This is a genomic window from Aeromonas sp. 600479 (genome assembly GCF_049175515.1).
Classification (GTDB): domain Bacteria; phylum Pseudomonadota; class Gammaproteobacteria; order Enterobacterales; family Aeromonadaceae; genus Aeromonas; species Aeromonas veronii_A.
This window is the reverse complement of sequence record NZ_JAAKVF010000009.1, coordinates 22,692-40,676: the sequence shown is the minus strand read 5'-3', so window position 1 is coordinate 40,676 and position 17,985 is coordinate 22,692. Positions and strand designations below refer to the sequence as shown.

The following is a 17,985-nucleotide window of genomic DNA, read 5'->3' as shown; positions in this document are numbered from 1 at the left end:
GTCGTCGGTTATAGATCAGGTGACAGAACATTAACTTTCCCTTACAACTAGAAGCCTTTGTTGATGAGCCAGATATTCAGGTAAAATTAAAGAATATTCATGCACTCACTTTGCATTTGTATTTTCTAACAGAAACATTCCGGGGACGCAAGGAGGAGCTGATGGCCAATCTGGATTTTTTTTCACTTTATAAGAATATTATTGCGATTCCCTCTATCAGCAGCACGGATCCCAAGTGGGATCAGAGCAACGAGGCGGTGATCCGGCTGCTGGCCGACTGGTTCGGTCAGCTCGGTTTTCAGTGCGAGGTAACGGCGCTCCCCGACCTGCCGGGCAAGTTCAATCTGGTGGCGACGATTGGTCAGGGGGAAGGCGGTCTGCTGCTGGCAGGCCACACCGATACGGTGCCGTTTGATGAAGGAGGGTGGAGCAAGGATCCCTTCAAGGTGACCGAAGAGGGCAACCGTCTCTATGGTCTCGGTACCATCGATATGAAGGGCTTCTTCGCCTTTATCGTCGAGGCGCTCAAAGAGATCGACCTCACCAAGCTGACCAAGCCGCTGCGCATTCTCGCTACCGCCGATGAAGAGACCACCATGGCGGGGGCCCGCGCTATCGCCGCGGCGGCCGAATTGAAACCCGACTACGCCGTGATTGGCGAGCCGACCGGACTGGTGCCGGTGGTGGCCCACAAGGGTCATATGTCGGAGGCGATCCGCATTACCGGCAAGAGCGGTCACAGCTCGGATCCCGCCAACGGTGTCAACGCCATGGAGATCATGCACAAGGCGATGGGGCAGGTGTTGCGCTTGCAGCAGGATCTGAAAGATCGCTACGCCGACCACCGCTTTGCCGTGCCGCAGCCAACCCTGAACCTGGGTTACATTCAGGGGGGTGACAGCCCGAACCGCATCTGCGGCTGCTGCGAGCTGCATATCGACCTGCGACCCACCCCGCAGGTGGGGCCGGACGAGCTGATGGGGATGCTGAAAGAGGCGCTGTCGCCCATCGAGATCCACCAGCCGGGCTGCCTGCATCTGCAACATCTGCATGAACCCATTCCTGCCTACGCCTGCGCCGACGACTCTGTGCTGGTGCGCGAAGCCGAGAAAGCGAGCGGCCGCGCCGCCGAGTCGGTCAACTACTGCACCGAGGCGCCGTTTATCCAGCAGCTTGGTTGCCAGACCATAGTGATGGGCCCCGGTCATATCACCCAGGCGCACCAGCCGGATGAGTATCTCGACCTCTCCTTCGTCAAGCCGACCACCGCAGTGTTGCAACACCTGATCAGACGTTTTTGCCTGTAGCGGCGACGGTGAAAGGGGCGTAAAAACTGTAAGTAAGTTACATAACAAGCCGGTTGTGGAGTGGTGATGGAAATACATGTTCTGAATCGGCCTGTTATTTGACCTTGCGCAGACAATCTGGGTAGATTGTCACCCTAAGATGACGGAGCATATGTTGTAATCGCACAACAATAAGTGAGGTCGTCTAGCACCCCGGATGGGTGTCAGGCACCAACAAGATAAGGATGTGGAATGAACGAAAAGTACGCCGCACTACGCGCCAACGTAGGTATGCTGGGTCAGCTGCTGGGTAAATCCATCAAGGATCATCAGGGTCAGGCCTTTCTCGACAAGATCGAAACCATTCGCCAATTGGCCAAGTCCTCCCGCAAGGGCAATGAATCAGACCGGGAACGTCTGCTCGATACCCTGCGAACCCTGAGCGATGACGAACTGCTGCCGGTGGCCCGCGCCTTCAGCCAGTTCCTCAATCTGGCCAACGTGGCGGAACAGTTCCACACCATCTCCCGTCGCTGTGAAGAGCAGGTCTGCACCCCGGATCCGCTGGAGCAGATGTTCGATAAGCTGAAAGCGTCCAACCTGTCGCAAGAGGCCATCATTCAGGCCGTGCGCGAGCTGGATATCGATCTGGTGCTGACCGCTCACCCCACCGAGGTGACCCGTCGCACCCTGATCCACAAGCACGTACAGCTCAACGACTGCCTCGAGGCGCTGGAGCTCTCAGACCTGCTGCCCCGCGAGCGGGACAAGATCCTCAATCGCATCGAACAGCTCATCAATCAGGCGTGGCACACCAACGAGATCCGCGAACAGCGCCCGACTCCGGTCGACGAGGCCAAGTGGGGCTTCGCCGTGGTGGAGAACAGCCTGTGGCCCGCCATTCCCGAATTCATGCGCAATCTGGACGAGCGTCTGCAACACCATCTGGGTGTGCGGCTACCGCTGGATGCCGCGCCGGTCAAGTTCACCTCCTGGATGGGCGGTGACCGTGACGGCAACCCCTTCGTCACCGCCAAGGTGACTGCCGAAGTGCTGGAGCTGGGTCGCTGGATGGCGGTGAGCCTGTTCTACAAAGACATCAAGGAGCTTACCTCCGAGCTCTCCATGTCCGACTGTACCGACGCCGTGCGCGCTCGCGTTGGCGATCACCCCGAGCCCTACCGTGCACTGGTGCGCGAGCTGCGTGAAGCGCTGCGCGAAACCAAGGAGCACCTCACTGCCAAGGTGCAGGGTCAGGCGAGCGAGAGCCAGGATCTGGTCAAGACTACCGCCCAGCTGCGCGAGCCGCTGGAGCTCTGCTACCACTCACTGCACGCCTGCGGCATGGGCAACATCGCCGATGGCATGCTGCTGGATGTGCTGCGCAAGGTCGCCTGTTTCGGCATCCATCTGGTCAAGCTGGATATCCGTCAGGATGGCGAGCGCCACGGGCTGGTCTTCTCCGAGCTGACCCGCTATCTGGGTCTGGGTGACTACGCCGAGTGGAGCGAAGATGACAAGCAGGCCTTCCTGCTCAACGAACTGAACTCTCGCCGCCCGCTCATTCCCCACGACTGGGAGCCGAGCGCCGAGGTGCGCGAGACGCTGGATACCTGTCAGGTCATCGCCGAGCACGACCCCGATGCGTTCGGTATCTACATCATCTCCATGGCCGGTGCGCCGTCCGACGTGCTGTCGGTGCAACTGCTGCTCAAAGAGGCGGGCTGCAAGTTCCGCATGCCGGTCGCCCCGCTGTTTGAAACCCAGGATGACCTGATGGCAGGCACCGCCGTGATGGAGCGTCTGCTCTCGGTGGACTGGTATCGCGGCTACATTCAGGGCCGTCAGTACGTGATGATCGGTTACTCCGACTCTGCCAAGGATGCGGGCATGATGGCCGCTGGCTGGGCCCAGTACGCCGCCATGGAATCCCTGGTGGGGCTGGCCGAAGCCAACAACATCCGACTCACCCTGTTCCATGGCCGTGGCGGTACCGTCGGTCGTGGTGGTGCGCCTGCCCATCAGGCCATCCTCTCCCAGCCGCCGGGATCCCTGCGCGGCGGTCTGCGTACCACCGAACAGGGGGAGATGATCCGCTTCAAGTTCGGTCTGCCGAAAGTGGCGATCAAGAGTCTGGAGCTCTACACCAGCGCCGTGCTGGAAGGGAACCTGCTGCCGCCGCCCAAGCCGAAAGAGTGCTGGCGCGAGGTGATGGAACAGCTGGCCGCCGACTCCTGCGATCACTACCGAAGCATTGTGCGCGGTCATCCGGACTTCGTCCCTTACTTCCGTGCCGCCACCCCGGAGATGGAGCTCGGCAAGCTGCCGCTCGGCTCCCGTCCCTCCAAGCGCAAGCCTAACGGCGGCGTCGAGAGCCTGCGCGCCATTCCGTGGATCTTCGCCTGGACCCAGAACCGCCTGATGCTGCCGGCTTGGCTCGGTGCCCACAAGGCGCTGCAACAGGCGATCGACGGCGGCAAGCTGGCGGTGTTGGAAGAGATGAGCGCCCAGTGGCCCTTCTTCCGCACTCGCCTCGAGATGCTGGAGATGGTGTTCCTCAAGGCGGACGTCTGGCTTGCCGAATACTACGACACCCGTCTGGTGCCGCAGGAGCTGTGGGGCCTTGGCAAACAGCTGCGTCAGGAGCTCGCCGAATCCATCGAGGTTGTGCTGAAACTGAGCCCGCGCGGGGATCTGCTGGAGGATCAGCCCTGGATCAAGGAGTCCATCAAGCTGCGCAACCCCTACACAGACCCGCTCAACGTGCTGCAAGCCGAGCTGCTCAACCGCTCCCGCAACCACCCGGAGACCCTGCACCCCGAGCTGGACAAGGCGCTGATGGTCACCATCGCCGGTATTGCCGCAGGTATGCGCAACACCGGTTGATAGCCAGCCCAAGCCAGCAGGCTTCAGCAATATCCATCAAGCCAAAGGGCGCCGACACGGCGCCCTTTGTTTTTTGTTGCCCAGCAGAATTCGGCTCGATGGGAACCCCACCCATGTTTTGGACTGTATTTTGTAGGGTGCAGCAAGCGCAGCGCATTGTACGGCTGGGAAATGATTTTAGCCCTGACTCGTACTGCGTTTAATTCGGCAAGCAGCACAATTCACCTTGTTCATTGCTCTCTACTCATTACCGGTGATGGGTACAGATTTCCCCTCCGGCTTGCATCCCTCGCCATGCAGGCGCAGACTGTTTGGCCTTGTTTTTATGCGATTCGATTCAAGGCAACCATCATGACTCCTGCCATCAACTTGCTGAAGAAGCTCAAGATCCCCCACAAGCTCTACCCCTACGAGTGCGAAGCCCACGACGATTTTGGCAAGCATGCCGCGACCCAGCTCGGGCTGCCGGAGGCGCAGGTGTTCAAGACCCTGGTTGCTCATCACGACAAGCAGGCGGTGGTGGCCATCGTTCCCTCATCCGGCATGTGCAGCCTGAAGCAGCTGGCCAAGGCGACCGGTCTCAAGAAGGTGGAGATGATGAAACCGGCGGAAGCGGAGAAGCTGACCGGTTACAAGGTGGGTGGCATCAGCCCGCTGGCCCAGAAGAAATTGTTGCCCACTGTGCTCGACGAGTCGGCGCTGCAGTTTGACGAGATCCTGGTGAGCGGTGGCAAGCGCGGCCTCTCGGTGGGGGTAGCACCGCAGGATATGCTGACGCTGATGAAGTGGATCGCCGCGCCCATTGGCGAAGAGTAGTGCCGGGCACGGTATTAACCTGCTCTCCGGGCCTGTAGCGGCCCGGATTTCCTCCGCTTGTGATCGGGCGCGCAAGCCGGTACTGCCCAGTGCTCAAGGGGGAGTATGCCAGTCTATACTGGGTGAACCCCGTTGTATGAGTTCAGCCATGATGTACCGACTTCTGTTGCTTTACCTCGTTTACCTCTGTTTATTCTTCCCCTCTGCCTTGCTGGCTGCCACCCGTTTTACCCTGCTCAGTCCTGAAAACAGTCAGGATATGCGGATGCGTTATTACCGTGAGGTGATGCAGCTGGCGCTGGAGAAAACTCGCCCCGAATATGGCGACTATGAGTTGCTGGACTCCCTGCCGATGAACAAGGCACGGATGCGGATCGAGGTACAGGAGCAGGGCAAAAACGCCCTGTTTATTGTCGACAGCTGGCCTTATCAGGGGGAGGGGGGCGCGGATCAGGTGATATCGATCCCGTTCCCGATCGATTTGGGGATCCTCGGCTATCGGGTCTGTTTCGTCGGCTCGGATCGTGCTGCCGAGCTGGCGCGGGTGAACACCCTGGATCAGTTGCGCCACTTCACTCAAGGGGTGGGCACCGGCTGGCAGGATGCGGTGATCCTGCGCCATGGAGGGCTGACTGTGCATGAGGTGGATAACTACGAGTCGCTCTTTCGTATGGTGGCGCGGGGGCGCATCGACCTCTTCTGCCGTGGGGCCAACGAGATCCTGCCGGAGTTGCAATCTCATCAGGGCAAGGTGGCCGGTTTGACGGTCGATCGCCATCTGGCCATTTTCTATCCGCTGATCCACGTGTTCTACAGCAATGCCCGCTACGTTCAGGAGCGCGAGCGCCTTGCGCGCGGTCTGCAACTGGCCTGGCAGGATGGTTCGCTCAAGCGGCTCTGGCGCCATCACTTCCAACCCTCGCTGGTGTTTGCCAATCTGGGTGCTCGCCAGATTTTCCGGCTCGGCAATCCGCAGTTACCCAAGGGCGGTTTTGACTATCGTCCCTATCTTTACAACCCGCTGGCGGATGATTTCGGTTCACTGCCCTGAGCCGAGTTATCAGGTGCGCAGGCTCTGATAGAGTAAGGGAGAGATCAATGCCGCCAAGGATATGGCCCATGCGCGTATCTGCCCGCTATCTGCTCTTTATTGCGTTGCTGCTGCCCGCCACCGGCAGTGCGACCCCAGCCTTTACGCTGCGTACCTGCTTTGAAAACAGTGATTCCTACCCCTGGCTGCTGCAATCGGGGGAGGGGGTTGTGCAATATCACCTCAAGGCGGTTGCTACCGCTCTTGATGCCGAGATCGTGCTGACGCCGCTACCGTGGAAACGCTGCCTCTCTCAGGTGAGCAGTGGCCAGATGGATGCGGCCATCAAGATGAGTTACAGCGTCGAGCGGGCGACCACAGTGGGGGTCTATCCCATGCGTGAGGGCAAACCCGACCCTGCCAAGCGGCTGCTGACCGAGAGCTACAGCCTCTACCAGCTCAAGGGGGGCAAGAGCCAGTGGGATGGCACCACCCTCTGGGTCAATGGCGTGGTTGCGGCCCAGTCCGGATTTTCCATCGTCGACTTGTTGCAGGCTGCGGGAGCCGAGGTGGATGACTCCAGCCGTGACCCGCTGATCATGTTGAAAAAGCTGGTGATGGATCGGGCGCAGGCGACCGCCATCCAGACCGAGGTGGCCGACAGCATTCTGGCGGCCCATCCCGCGTTGCAGGCTCGCATCGAGCGGCTGTCGCCGGTGCTGGTGGAGAAGCCCTACTATCTGGTCTTCTCTCACCGCTTCTATCAGGCCTATCCCCGACAAAGCCGGCAGGTATGGGATGCCATCGAGCAGGTGCGCGACTCTGCTGCCTATCAGCGTTATGCCACCTCGCTCAGAAGCACGCCTCCGGTGGGGGAGTAGGCTGATGGATGCAACTGGCCGAAAAGGGGAGGAGAGCGCGGGTGGTGGCAGGGCCGAGCAGCCACGCTCAGGGGCTACACTGAAAGTACCCCTTCAGCCAAGGTGCGGTTTATGTCACCCCAGCATCTGCTTGCTGCCGCTCTGCTCTGCATGTTGTCGCTGACCGGACAGGCGGCCACCCGGTTTACCTATATCAGCCCGGAGAGCGAGCGGGATCCGCGTACCACTTATGATCGGGAGCTGCTGCGGCTCGCCCTCGACAAGACCCGCGACCAGTTTGGCGACTATCTGCTGGAGCCTGCACCGCCCATGACCAAGGCGCGTGAGCGGCTCAGCATGCAGCTCGACAGCTACCCCAACCTCTTTGTGATGGACAGCTACAGCAGCACCCGCGAGGATCTGGGGCTCGCCTATGTCCGTTTTCCCATCCATCTGGGCATCGTCAGCTACCGCATCTGTTTTGTCAGCCCGCAGCAAAAGGCGGCGGTGAGCAAAGTGACCGACCTCAAGGGACTGCGGCAGTTCACCTTCGGTCAGGGCAAGGGGTGGCTGGATGTGGATATCCTGCGCTACGCCGGGATGGAGGTGGTGGAGGTGGAGGGGTACGAAAAGCTGTTCAAAATGGTGGCGCGGGGCCGCTTCGATCTCTTCTGCCGCGGGGTGAGCGAGCTGCGCAGCGAGCAGCTGACCCACAAGGATATGACGGATCTGCTGGTGGATGACGCGCTGTTGATCTACTACCCGCTGCCCCGGGTTTTCTACACCAATCCCAACAATCGCGAGGCGCTGCAGCGGGTCGAGCGGGGGTTGCAGCTGGCATGGCAGGATGGCTCGCTACAGGCGCTGTGGCGCAAGAGCTTTGGCCCGGCCATCGCCTTTGCCAAGCTCTCCCAGCGCCGACTGTTGCGGCTGGATAATCCCTTTCTCGACGGGATCAGCTTCGATTACCGCCCCTACTTCTACAATCCGCAGACCGATCGCTTCGGCGATTACTGAGGTGCCTGCCGCTGGCGGCAGAGGGCCAGCCAGGCCTCGGCGGTGCGCGACAGATAGCGCTCGCTCGGCCAGATCACCCCGAGTCGCCAGCTCAATTCGGGCTCCAGTGGCCGCAGCACCAGACCATCTGGGGTCAGCCGGTGGCAGACCGGCTCCGGCAAGAAGGCGATCCCCATGCCGCTGCGTACCATGGCGGTGAGAAAATCCCACTGGCTGCTGCGCGCCGCCACCTGTGGCACAAAGCCCGCCTCCTGACATGCCTGCTCCAGCCGCTCACTCAGGGTAAATGCCTGGGTATAGAGCAGGAAGGGCTCCTCCTGCAGGGACTCCAGCCGCAGCGGTGCGTCGCCATGCCAGCGGGGTTGATCAGGCAGCACCACCCGGATCGGGTATTGATCCAGCTCCAGCGCGCTGAGGGCACCCCCCTCTTTGGTCGGCAGCATGGTGATGGCGAGATCCAGCTCCCCCTCCAGCACCGCCTGTTCGATGCGGCGACCGCCGTACTCCACCAGGGTCAGCTCCACCTTGGGATAGCGGGTGCGGTAGGCGCGGATCAGATCCGCATAGACGTGACCTACCATGGGGGGAATGCCGAGGGTGAGGCGACCATGTTGCAGGCTCTGCAGATCCGCCAGTTCGGCCTCCAACTGCTGCATCTCCGCCAAGATGGTCTGGGCACGGTTGAACAGCACCTGACCGCTGTCGGTCAGGGTGAAGCGGCGCCCCTCCCGGTTGAGCAGGGGCTGGCCCAGCTCCTCTTCGATATTGCGGATCATCTTGCTGATGGTGGGCTGGGTGACGAACAGCTTTTCAGAGGCGCGGGTGAAGCTTTTTTCCCGTACCAGTTCGACAAAATAGCGCAGGGCGCGAATATCCATGGACTCTCTCGACTCGTGTTGGCGGTTACGGGATTAAGTATGCCTATGTGGCATGAATTCGATAATTTTAATTCATTTCTGGCAGGTTTCGCTCAACTCTATACTGTGAGCCGGTTCACAGAAAGACGATGATCATGAAAGCCCTCTGCTTGCGCTGGTTACAGACACCCTTCCAGATTGTGTTGCTGGCAGCCATCTGGCTGCTGGCCGATACCGCGGTGCGTACCCTCCACCTGCCGCTGCCCGCCAACCTGACCGGCATGCTGTTGCTGCTGGCCTGCATCCTGCTCGGAGTGGTCAAGGCCGAGTGGTTCAGGGCCGGTGCGCGCTGGTTGCTGGCGGAGATGCTGCTCTTCTTCGTGCCCGCCGTAGTCGCGGTGGTCAACTATCAGGATCTGCTGTTGCAGGAGGGGTGGCGCATCATGGTGGTGCTGCTGGTGAGCACCACGCTGGTACTCGGCACCACGGCGCTGGTGGTGGATCGGGTTTACCGCCTCGAACTGAAACTGGCTCGCCGGAGTCGTCGTCATGTCTGATACCCTGCTCGGGCTGATCTGCTTCGCCCTCACCCTGCTCTTCTACTACGCCAGCAAATGGCTCTACGGCAAAAAGCGCATCCTGCCGCTGATGCCGCTGCTGCTGGCGCCGACCCTGCTGGTGGCCGTGGTGCTGCTGTTCCACATCCCCTATCAGGATTACATGGCGGAATCCCACTGGCTGCTCTGGCTGCTGGGCCCCGCCACCGTCGCCTTCGCGGTGCCGGTCTACGAGAACCGCCAGCTCATTCGTCGCCACTGGCTGTCGCTGTCGGTCGGAGTGGTCGCCTCGGTCATCATGGCGGTGGGGAGCACCGTGCTGCTGGCCCGCTGGCTGGATCTCTCCGACATGCTGCAACGCAGTCTGGCGATGCGCTCCATCACCACGCCGTTTGCGGTGGAGGCGACCCGCGCCATCGGTGGTCAGAGCGACCTCACCGCGCTGTTTGTGGTGCTGACCGGCGTCATCGGCATGGCGGTGGGGGAGAGCGTGCTCACCGTGCTGGCCATTCGCAGTCGTCTCGGCAAGGGGGCGGGGTTTGGTGCCTCGGCCCACGGCGCCGGCACCGCCAGGGCCTATCAGATGGGCAACGAAGAGGGGGTGGTCTCCAGCATGGTGATGATGATCGCCGGCATGGTGACCGTGTTGCTGGCGCCCCTGCTGGGCCGGATGTTCTGGTAGGCCGAGCTTCCCTTTACAAGGCTGCTCGTCCCGGCGCTACACTCTAGTGAGCGTGTATTTCCGGGATGAGCAGTATGACCTTTCATCGCCTCGCTTCCTGCTTGCTGCTGTGCAGTCTCTTCCTCTTTGCCAGTCCCCTACGGGCGAGCAACGTTTTTACCCACATCAGCCCGGAGAGCGACCGGGACTTGCGTACCCTCTATTTTCGCGACCTGTTGCAACTTGCGCTGGAGAAGACCCGCGACAGCTTCGGTGACTACGAGCTGCGGGCGGCGCCGCCGATGAACCGGATCCGGCTGCGACAGGTGCTGCAAACCAATCTCTATCCCAATCTGTTTGCCGTCGATACGCCACAGCCCGCTAGCGGCGAGGCCCTCGACTATGTCCGCTTCCCGGTGGAGCTCGGCATCCTCGGCTATCCCATCTGCTTTGTCAGTCCGCAGCAAGCGAAGACGATTGCCAGCGTGACCCGCTTCGATCAGCTCAAGCAGTACCAGAACGTGCAGGGGCGTGGTTGGCAGGATGTTGCCATTCTGCGGGCGGCCGGTTTGCAAGTGCAGGAGGTGGACGGCTACGAGCGGCTGTTCAAGCTGGTGGCACGTGGGCGGGCCGACCTCTTTTGCCGCGGCGCCAACGAGCTCTTCGCCGAGCTGGAGCAGCACCGTGATGTGGCCGGCCTCATCGTGGAGCAGCGTATCGCCTTGCACTACCCCTTCCTCCATCTCTTCTACACCTTCAAGGGGAATCAGGCGGGGATCCGGCGCATTCAGACCGGGCTCAAACTGGCGTGGCAGGATGGTTCGCTGCAGCGGCTCTGGCTGCACCACTTCAAACCCTCCCTTGAGCGGGCCAGGCTCCACGAGCGCAAGCTGTTCGAGCTGCCCAACCCCCTGCTCAAGGGGATCGACTTTGATTACGACGCCTATCACTACGATCCGGTGATGGGGCGTTTCGGCCCCGGTTTGCCCTGAGTGAGTTGAGCGCACGGCCAGCCCTGCGGCTGGCCTTTTTACAGTAAAAATCATGCCTAAATGGAATGTTTTTTATTATTTAAATTCATTTTTTGCAGGTTTGTTCGCTGCATATACTGGTAGTCGCTTGACGGTATCGGCGCACTCCAGTTGTCCTATCCGTCCAGCAGGCGTCTTGGTGCCCAGCATGAAGGCGTCCATCACCGATCGGGGTATGCCCCGAATTTTTTACCGCTGACGGAGCCTTCACATGTTCTCTTCTGCTACCAGCGCACTCATTGTCGAAGGGGGCGCCATGCGCGGCATCTTCGCCAGCGGCGTGCTAGATGCCTTCGTGGAAAGTCACCACTACCCGTTCGATTTCGTCATGGGGGTCTCGGCCGGCGCGACCAATCTGGTCTCTTACCTGAGCGAGCAGCCGCGCCGCAGCCATCACATCATCACCGAACTGGCTTGCAGCAGCGACTTTCTCGACCCGCTGCGCTTCGTCAAGGGGGGGGATTTGGTGGATGTCAGCTGGCTCTGGCGTACTAGCCGCTACCGCTTTCCCCTCGACCTGGACACTTTCTCCGCCTGTCGTATTCCCTTCTATGCGGTGACCACCGAGGTGGCGACTGGCGCGGCTGTCTACCTGCCTGTGTACCCCGACAATATGGATGAAGTGCTGACAGCTACCTGCGCCCTGCCGGTGGTGCAGCACGAGACCCCCTGTGTCGATGGCCGTCTCATGGCGGATGGCGGTATCAGTGACTCAATCCCGGTGATCGAGGCTTATCGGCGCGGGGCGCGGCGGATGACGGTGGTGCTCTCTGAACCCCGCGGCTATCGCAAGAAACCGGCCCGTTTCTGCTGGATGGTCAAAGCCTTGCTGAAAACTCAACCAGCGCTGGCGCAGGCGATGCTGGTACGGGATGTGGCCTATAACCGGGCTCTCGATTTTATTGAGACGCCACCCGCCGATTGCGAGATCGAGGTGATCGCACCACCGGCCGGTTTTCCGGTCTCCCGTTTTACCCGAGATCCATCCAAGCTGGAGTCCGGTTATCTACAGGGCTACTGGCAGGGGCGCCAGAGCGTACTGCGGGCAGTCAGGAGTGTACGTGCCGCTTAGCGGCAACCTGGTGTCTTTAAACGTTGCTACCGTCTGAGGCAGGTCACTGAATCGGGGGCGCTGGCGTGGTTAAATGGTCGGCTCACATCTTGCCGGATATTGCTGTGACCATGCCATCTGACCTTCAGCCGCTGCTCGCCTGGCCTGACTATCTGCAGGCATCCTGGCTGCGCTGCGCCCACCAGACCAGTGCCACCCTCTGGCATCCGCCCCACAGCGCCAAGGGGCAGACCTTGCAGAGCCTGCGCCAGCGCAAGCGCGACCTGCTCACCACCGGCGAGATGGCCCTCGAAGATCTCTACGAATTTATGGAGGGGCGCCCCTGCGCCCTGCTGCTCACCGACGAGAGCGGTTGCCTGCTGGCCCAGACCGGCCACCCCGACACCCTGCGCGAGCTGGCGGCGCTGGGGTTTGGCCCCGGTGCCTTCTTCAGCGAGGGGCGCATCGGCACCAATGCCATCAATCTGGCGGCGCTGGAGGGGGTACCGCTCTGCGTCAGCGGCCCCCAACACTTCAATCAGACCCTGCACCCGTGGCACAGCTGCGCCAGCCCGGTCTACAACAGCAATGGCCGTCAGGTCGCCATCATTGCGTTGATTTGCAAGGTGGAGGAGGCGAGCGCTGGCGATCTGGCGCTCACCGTCAGTGCCGGGCGTGAGCTGGCCCATCTGCTGCAGATGGAGACCCTGATGCAGGAGTCCCAGCACCACCTGAGCGAACTGTACGCCCTGCTCGATGGCATGGATGACGGCGTGCTGGCCTGGGATCCCCAGGGCCGGCTGCGCTACCTCAACGCGCTGGCGGCACACCGGCTGCGGCTCGATCCGGCGCTCTGTCTTGGCCAGCCGCTGGAGCAGCACCTGTTGCTGCCCCAGCGGTTGCAGCTGGCCATCAAGGGGCAGACGCCACTGAGTCATGTGGAGGTGACGCTGGAACGACTCGGCGCTCAGGAGGGGGAGTTTATCAATGCGCTGGTGAGCCTCAAGCCGCTGCCGGGGCCGGAGGGGGTCAGCTTTATCGCCCTGCTGCACCCGGTCGATCGGCTGCGGGCCATTCACCAGCTGCGCCAGACGGTGCCCGAGCTGTCGGCGCTGGTGGGGGAATCGAGCGCCATGCGCAAGCTGCTGCGCTACGCCCGGCAGGCGGCCCAGAGTCAGGGGCCGATCCTGCTGCGCGGCGAGGAGGAGGTGGGCAAGGCCCAGCTGGCGGAGGCGATCCACTTTGGCAGCGAGCGGGCTGCCGGGTCGCTCATTACCCTCAACTGTCAGGCGCTGCCGAGCGAGCGGATGGCGCTGGAGCTGATGGGTTCCGACGAGGCGGGGCAGGAGCGGGCGGGCAAGTTCGAGCTGGCCCACGGCGGCACGCTCGTGCTGGAGCAGGTGGAGTGCCTCTCTGCCCCCATGCAGGCGGCGCTGCTGCAACTGCTCAAGACCGGCCGCATCCAGCGCTTCGATTCGGCCCGTATCCTGCCGCTCAAGGTGCGGATCATTGCCACCAGCAGCGCCCCGCTGGAGCAGCTGGTGCAGGAGGGGCTGTTTGGTCGTCAGCTGCTCTATGCCTTGCAGGCGTGCGAGCTCTGGCTGCCGGGGCTGCGGGAGCGCACGGCGGATCTGCCGGGCCTGATCAGCCAGCAGTTGGCGGCGCAGGGGCGCGAGCCGGTACGCCAGTTCAGCCCGGCGGCCCTCGATTGCCTGCTCGCCTACCCCTGGCCCGGCAATCTGGGGGAGCTGCGCAGTGCCATCGAGCATGCGCTGCTTCACGCCGGTCAGGGGCCGATCCCGCCCGAGGCGCTGCCTGCCGCCATTCGGCACGGCTATCAGCAGGTGGCAGACGAGGTAGTGGGGCAACCGCTGCTCACGCTGGCGGAGCTGGAGCGGCAAGCCATCTTGCGCTGCGCCCATGCTTGCAAGGGGCAGGTGAGCCAGATGGCTCTGCATCTGGGCATCAGTCGCACCACCCTCTGGCGGCGGCTCAAACTGCTCGAGATCGATCCCGCCGACTATCACGGCTGACGGCGAGCCGTTGCGAACCGACCCGTAGAAAATGAAACGGCCCCGCAGATGCGGGGCCGTCTTATATGGCTAGATCAGTCGTGGCGTGGTTACAGCCCCAGCTGGTGGGCGGTGACGATGGCCGCCAACACATCCTCGGCGGTGACCTTGAACGGCATGTTGTGGATGGTCTCGCCCTCGGCGGTGGAGGCTTTGGCCACCTCCATCAGGCGCGCCATATCCAGCTCCTTGACTCCCATCATATGCAGGTTGGTCGGCAGGCCTACCGAGCGGCAGAAACCCAGCACTGTCTCGATCTCCGCCATCGGGGCGTTCTCCAGCACCAGCTGCACCAGAGTACCGAATGCCACTTTCTCACCGTGGTAGAGGTGGTGACACTCGGCCAGCTGGGTCAGACCGTTGTGGATGGCGTGGGCGGCGGCCAGTCCGCTACTCTCGAAGCCGATACCACTCAGATAGGTGTTGGCCTCGATGATGTTCTCCACCGCCTTGGTGCAGAGTCCCTGTTCCACCGCCAGTTTGGCCTTGTAACCATCGGCCAGCAGGGTCTTGTAGCAGAGCTCGGCGATGGCCTGCGCCGCCAGCGTGGAGGCGCCACCGGCCATTGTCTGGCAACCGGAAACCTTGTTGGCGCGCGCCTCGAAGTAGGTGGAGAGCGCATCCCCCATGCCGGAGACCAGCAGCCGCACCGGAGCGCGGGAGACCACGCCGGTATCCATGATGACCATGTTGGGGTTGGTCGGGATCATCAGGTATTCGCTGAATTGCCCTTCCGGGGTGTAGATGACCGCCAGCGCGCTGGTGGGGGCATCTGTGGAGGCGATGGTCGGCACTATGACCACCGGCACCTTCTGGTAGAAGGCGACCGACTTGGCAGTATCCAGCGTTTTGCCGCCGCCGATGCCGATGATGACGTCAAACGGGGTCTGCTGGCAGCGGGCTAGCAGGCGGTCGATCTCGGGGCGGGAGCATTCGCCGTTGAAGCAGTCGAACTCGGGCTTGATCCCCGCGCCGTGGAAGCTGGTGGCCACGGTATCGCCTACCAGCTTGGTGACGAAGGCGTCGGCCAGGATCAGCGGCTTGCTACCGAGCGCTTTGACGTAGTTGCCGATATTGGCGAGGGCCCCGTTGCCTTGCACGTATTTGCTGGGGCTGATGATAATGCGGTCCATATTCTATCCCTCTCTCTTTATCTATTAAGAATCGGGGCGAAGGGGCGGCTGTGCCGGGGACTCCTTCGTCTTGAATGGTGCTGCACTGGCTCAGCGAGCGAGTGCAGCCCCTTGAAACAGTGGCGTCAGTCGCCAAAGCGCTCGTCGGCCAGCTGCTGGAAGCAGGTCAGTGCGGCGGTGGCATCCTCCCCGCGCGCCAGCAGGGTGAGCGTGTCGCCCTGACGCACGTTGAGCATGGCGAGCCGGGTCAGGCTGCGGGGATTGGCCTCTTTATCCCCCTTTTGCAGCTTGAGTTCAGCGGCAAAGGGCTTGAGGGCGGCCACCAGTCGGGCGGCGGGGCGCACATGCAGGCCGTGGGGGTTATCCACCACCACCTCGCAGCGCAGCCAGCCGTCGTCGGAAACAGGGGCTGTCTCGGTGGCGGCCTGCGCTGCACTGGCAGGCAGCATCGCCTGTTTCGGGCCAAGGGCACCGAGCGCTTCGGCGGCTACCTCATCCAGCGTCAGGCCGGAACCGGCCGCCACCACGGCGGCGAGAGTACCCTCGACCAGCGGGGCGGGGCAGAGCTGAACCCTTGCGCTTAACTCGGGGGGCAGCAGTTCGAGGGCGGTTTCGGCGCTCAGTAGAGCGCTGCCCAAGTCCATCAGTACCAGCACGCCGCTACCGTCGTCCGCTTCTTCAATCGCACTCATCACTGCGATGGCATCGGTGCCGATGGGGTGGTCGGGGTCATCGACCCCGGCCGCCAGCAGCAATCTGGCCGGGCTGCCGAGCTGGTCGGCCAGCGCTTTCAATCCGGCTGCCAGCATGGCGCTGTGAGAGACAACTACGATTCCGATCATGTCACAACCTCGCTCTGTCACGCAGGGCGGTCAGCAGCAACAGGGTCGAGGTGGCCCCGGCATCCTGATGGCCGATGCTGCGCTCGCCAAGATAGCTGGCGCGCCCCTTGCGGGCCTGCATCTGGATGGTGGCCTCGGTACCGGCTGCGGCAGCTGCCACCGCCTTGTCCAGCGCCTCGTTGAGCGGCAGCTCTTGCTGCTGCGCCTGTTGCAGGGCGGCCAGCGCTGGCCACCAGGCATCGCACATGGTCTTGTCGCCCGGCTCGGCACGGCCACGAGAGACGATCCCCTCGACTCCGTCACTCAGCATTTTGCACAGCTGGCTGAGGCTCAGGCTCTGACAGGCGTCACTGCTGGCCGCCGCCCGGATAAAGAAGGTGCCGTAGAGCGGGCCGCTGGCGCCACCGACCGAGGAGAGCAGGGTCATGCCGGTGGTTTTCAGCACCTGACCGATATCCTTGTCCGCCACCGCAGGCAGCTTCTCGGCCACCTTGGCAAAGCCGCGCTGCATGTTGAGGCCGTGGTCGCCGTCGCCGATGTCGGTATCCAGTGCGGTGAGGTAGTCACGCTGCTCGGTAAAGATGTGTTCGCAGTCGAGCAGCCAGTTGACGATGTGATGCTTGCTTAACATGGGTTCTCCTTAGCAGCCGCGACGCAGGGCGGGGGTGTGAACGGGGGCATCCCACAGGGTCATCAGTTCATCATCCACCTTGAGCAGGGTGATGGAGATGCCGGTCATGTCGAGGGAGGTGCAGTAGGGGCCAATCAGGTTGCGCACCAGATGGATGCCCGCCTCTTCGCACAGGGTGGCGAGGCGACCATAGACGCCATAAAGCTCGGAGATGGGGGTGCCGCCGAGGCTATTGACCAGTGCGATGACCCGATCACCCTTGTTGAGCGGTTCGATAAAGGTGTGCTCTTCCTGCCAGCTGCCGGAGGATCTGTCCCAGTGACGCAGGGTGCGGCCATAGGGGGTGTTGTCAGCAAGCTCCTTGAACATGTCATCCACCAGGGTATTGAGGTCGGTGAAGGGGCGGCGTTCGATGCCCGGCTCGCCGTGAATGCCCACGCCGAACTCCAGCTCGTTGTCCGCCAGGGTGAAGGAGGGCTTGCCAGCAGCAGGCACGGTGCAGGCGTGGGTGGCAACGCCGATGGTGCGGCTCTGGTTGTTGATGCGGCGGGCCAGCGCCTCGCAGCGGGTCAGGTCATAGCCCGCTTCGGCAGCGGCCCCCACCAGTTTTTCGCACAGAACGGTCGTGGCAACGCCACGGCGACCGGCGGTATAGAGGCTGTCTTTGACCGCCACGTCGTCATCGATCAGCGAGAAGCCGACCTTGACGCCGTCGCCGTGTAGCAGCTCGACCGCGGTTTCGAAGTTGAGCACATCGCCGGTGTAGTTCTTCACCAGAAACAGCACGCCCGCGCCGCCATCAACGGCCTGACCGCATTCGTACATCTGATCCGGGGTCGGGGAGGTAAAAATCTCGCCGGGGCAGGCGCCATCCAGCATCCCCTTGCCTACTAGACCGCCGTGCATCGGCTCGTGGCCGCTGCCACCGCCGGAGACCAGTGCGACCTTGCCCATCACGGGGGAGTCAGCGCGGGTGATATAGTGGGGTTCGATACGTACCTTGAGCTCGGGGTGGGCGGCTGCCATCCCCATCAGTTGTTCACGGACCACAGCATCGACGGCATTGATCAGTTTCTTCATAGCTCACTCCTTGGCTTGCCACCGCTCGGGTGGGCAGATGGTTGATGGAGCCAGTCTAACGACAGAAAAAGGGATAAAAATGACGGGTGATTTGGTTCGGATTTGAAACAGCTGAAGGGAGGTTGGTGTTTCAATTTGAAACGATGTGGGGCAAACGGGCGGGAAACTGTTAGCG

16 protein-coding genes are annotated in these 17,985 nt (G+C 62.2%); 11 read left to right on the top strand and 5 right to left on the bottom strand.

Going from position 1 to position 17,985, the window contains the following annotated elements; genetic code table 11:
* Positions 1-161: 161 nt before the first annotated feature.
* The 6 genes from argE (at position 162) to G5149_RS11155 (ending at position 7,895) form a co-directional block, all read left to right on the top strand.
* Positions 162-1,307 (top strand): acetylornithine deacetylase, encoded by a 1,146-nt coding sequence (argE, locus tag G5149_RS11180; protein ID WP_421212449.1) that lies wholly within the window; start codon positions 162-164, stop codon positions 1,305-1,307.
* Positions 1,308-1,538: 231 nt separating this feature from the next.
* A complete protein-coding gene (ppc, locus tag G5149_RS11175) occupies positions 1,539-4,172 on the top strand; it encodes a phosphoenolpyruvate carboxylase (RefSeq protein WP_115522987.1) in 2,634 nt (877 codons plus the stop codon).
* Positions 4,173-4,523: 351 nt separating this feature from the next.
* The gene (gene ybaK / locus G5149_RS11170) at positions 4,524-4,988 is read left to right on the top strand and encodes a Cys-tRNA(Pro) deacylase (RefSeq protein WP_005336092.1); all 465 of its coding nucleotides are present in this window, start codon (positions 4,524-4,526) and stop codon (positions 4,986-4,988) included.
* A gap of 148 nt (positions 4,989-5,136) precedes the next feature.
* Positions 5,137-6,039, top strand: a complete 903-nt coding sequence (locus tag G5149_RS11165; protein ID WP_216980009.1) for a hypothetical protein — start codon at positions 5,137-5,139, stop codon at positions 6,037-6,039.
* Positions 6,040-6,107: 68 nt separating this feature from the next.
* Positions 6,108-6,899: a substrate-binding periplasmic protein gene (locus G5149_RS11160; RefSeq protein WP_279498777.1), complete on the top strand. Its 792-nt coding sequence runs from the start codon at positions 6,108-6,110 to the stop codon at positions 6,897-6,899.
* A 111-nt stretch (positions 6,900-7,010) separates the two neighbouring features.
* Positions 7,011-7,895: a transporter substrate-binding domain-containing protein gene (locus G5149_RS11155; protein ID WP_279498776.1), complete on the top strand. Its 885-nt coding sequence runs from the start codon at positions 7,011-7,013 to the stop codon at positions 7,893-7,895.
* Here the strand turns inward: G5149_RS11155 and G5149_RS11150 are convergent.
* Positions 7,889-8,773: a LysR family transcriptional regulator gene (locus G5149_RS11150; protein ID WP_279498775.1), complete on the bottom strand. Its 885-nt coding sequence runs from the start codon at positions 8,771-8,773 to the stop codon at positions 7,889-7,891. The genes G5149_RS11155 and G5149_RS11150 overlap by 7 nt on opposite strands.
* Positions 8,774-8,907: 134 nt before the next feature.
* Here G5149_RS11150 and G5149_RS11145 point away from each other — a divergent pair, with 134 nt between their 5' ends.
* The 5 genes from G5149_RS11145 to dhaR all read left to right on the top strand — a co-directional run bounded on the left by G5149_RS11145 (position 8,908) and on the right by dhaR (position 14,085).
* Complete coding sequence (locus G5149_RS11145) at positions 8,908-9,309, top strand: CidA/LrgA family protein (RefSeq protein WP_279498774.1); 402 nt, start codon at positions 8,908-8,910, stop codon at positions 9,307-9,309.
* Positions 9,302-9,991, top strand: coding sequence for an LrgB family protein (locus G5149_RS11140; protein ID WP_005341581.1), 690 nt, complete (start codon positions 9,302-9,304; stop codon positions 9,989-9,991). Before G5149_RS11145 ends, G5149_RS11140 begins: the two co-directional genes overlap by 8 nt.
* A 74-nt stretch (positions 9,992-10,065) precedes the next feature.
* Entirely contained in the window at positions 10,066-10,962 is an 897-nt protein-coding gene (locus tag G5149_RS11135; protein ID WP_279498773.1) for a hypothetical protein, read from the top strand.
* Between the two features lie 250 nt (positions 10,963-11,212).
* Positions 11,213-12,073 carry a patatin family protein gene (locus G5149_RS11130; protein ID WP_337073380.1) on the top strand — a complete coding sequence of 287 codons (861 nt, stop codon included), beginning with the start codon at positions 11,213-11,215 and terminating at the stop codon, positions 12,071-12,073.
* Between the two features lie 110 nt (positions 12,074-12,183).
* Positions 12,184-14,085 carry a dihydroxyacetone kinase operon transcriptional regulator DhaR gene (dhaR, locus tag G5149_RS11125; RefSeq protein ID WP_421212448.1) on the top strand — a complete coding sequence of 634 codons (1,902 nt, stop codon included), beginning with the start codon at positions 12,184-12,186 and terminating at the stop codon, positions 14,083-14,085.
* Between the two features lie 89 nt (positions 14,086-14,174).
* Here dhaR and G5149_RS11120 read toward each other — a convergent pair whose 3' ends face one another.
* From G5149_RS11120 to dhaK, 4 genes are all read right to left on the bottom strand, one after another.
* A complete protein-coding gene (locus G5149_RS11120) occupies positions 14,175-15,257 on the bottom strand; it encodes a glycerol dehydrogenase (RefSeq protein WP_042032199.1) in 1,083 nt (360 codons plus the stop codon).
* A gap of 125 nt (positions 15,258-15,382) precedes the next feature.
* On the bottom strand, positions 15,383-16,099 hold the full coding sequence (gene dhaM / locus G5149_RS11115; protein WP_421212447.1) for a dihydroxyacetone kinase phosphoryl donor subunit DhaM: 717 nt from the start codon (positions 16,097-16,099) through the stop codon (positions 15,383-15,385).
* Position 16,100: 1 nt separating this feature from the next.
* A complete protein-coding gene (dhaL, locus tag G5149_RS11110; protein ID WP_021231630.1) occupies positions 16,101-16,730 on the bottom strand; it encodes a dihydroxyacetone kinase subunit DhaL in 630 nt (209 codons plus the stop codon).
* A gap of 9 nt (positions 16,731-16,739) precedes the next feature.
* Positions 16,740-17,810, bottom strand: coding sequence for a dihydroxyacetone kinase subunit DhaK (gene dhaK, locus G5149_RS11105; RefSeq protein ID WP_421212446.1), 1,071 nt, complete (start codon positions 17,808-17,810; stop codon positions 16,740-16,742).
* Positions 17,811-17,985: the final 175 nt, after the last annotated feature.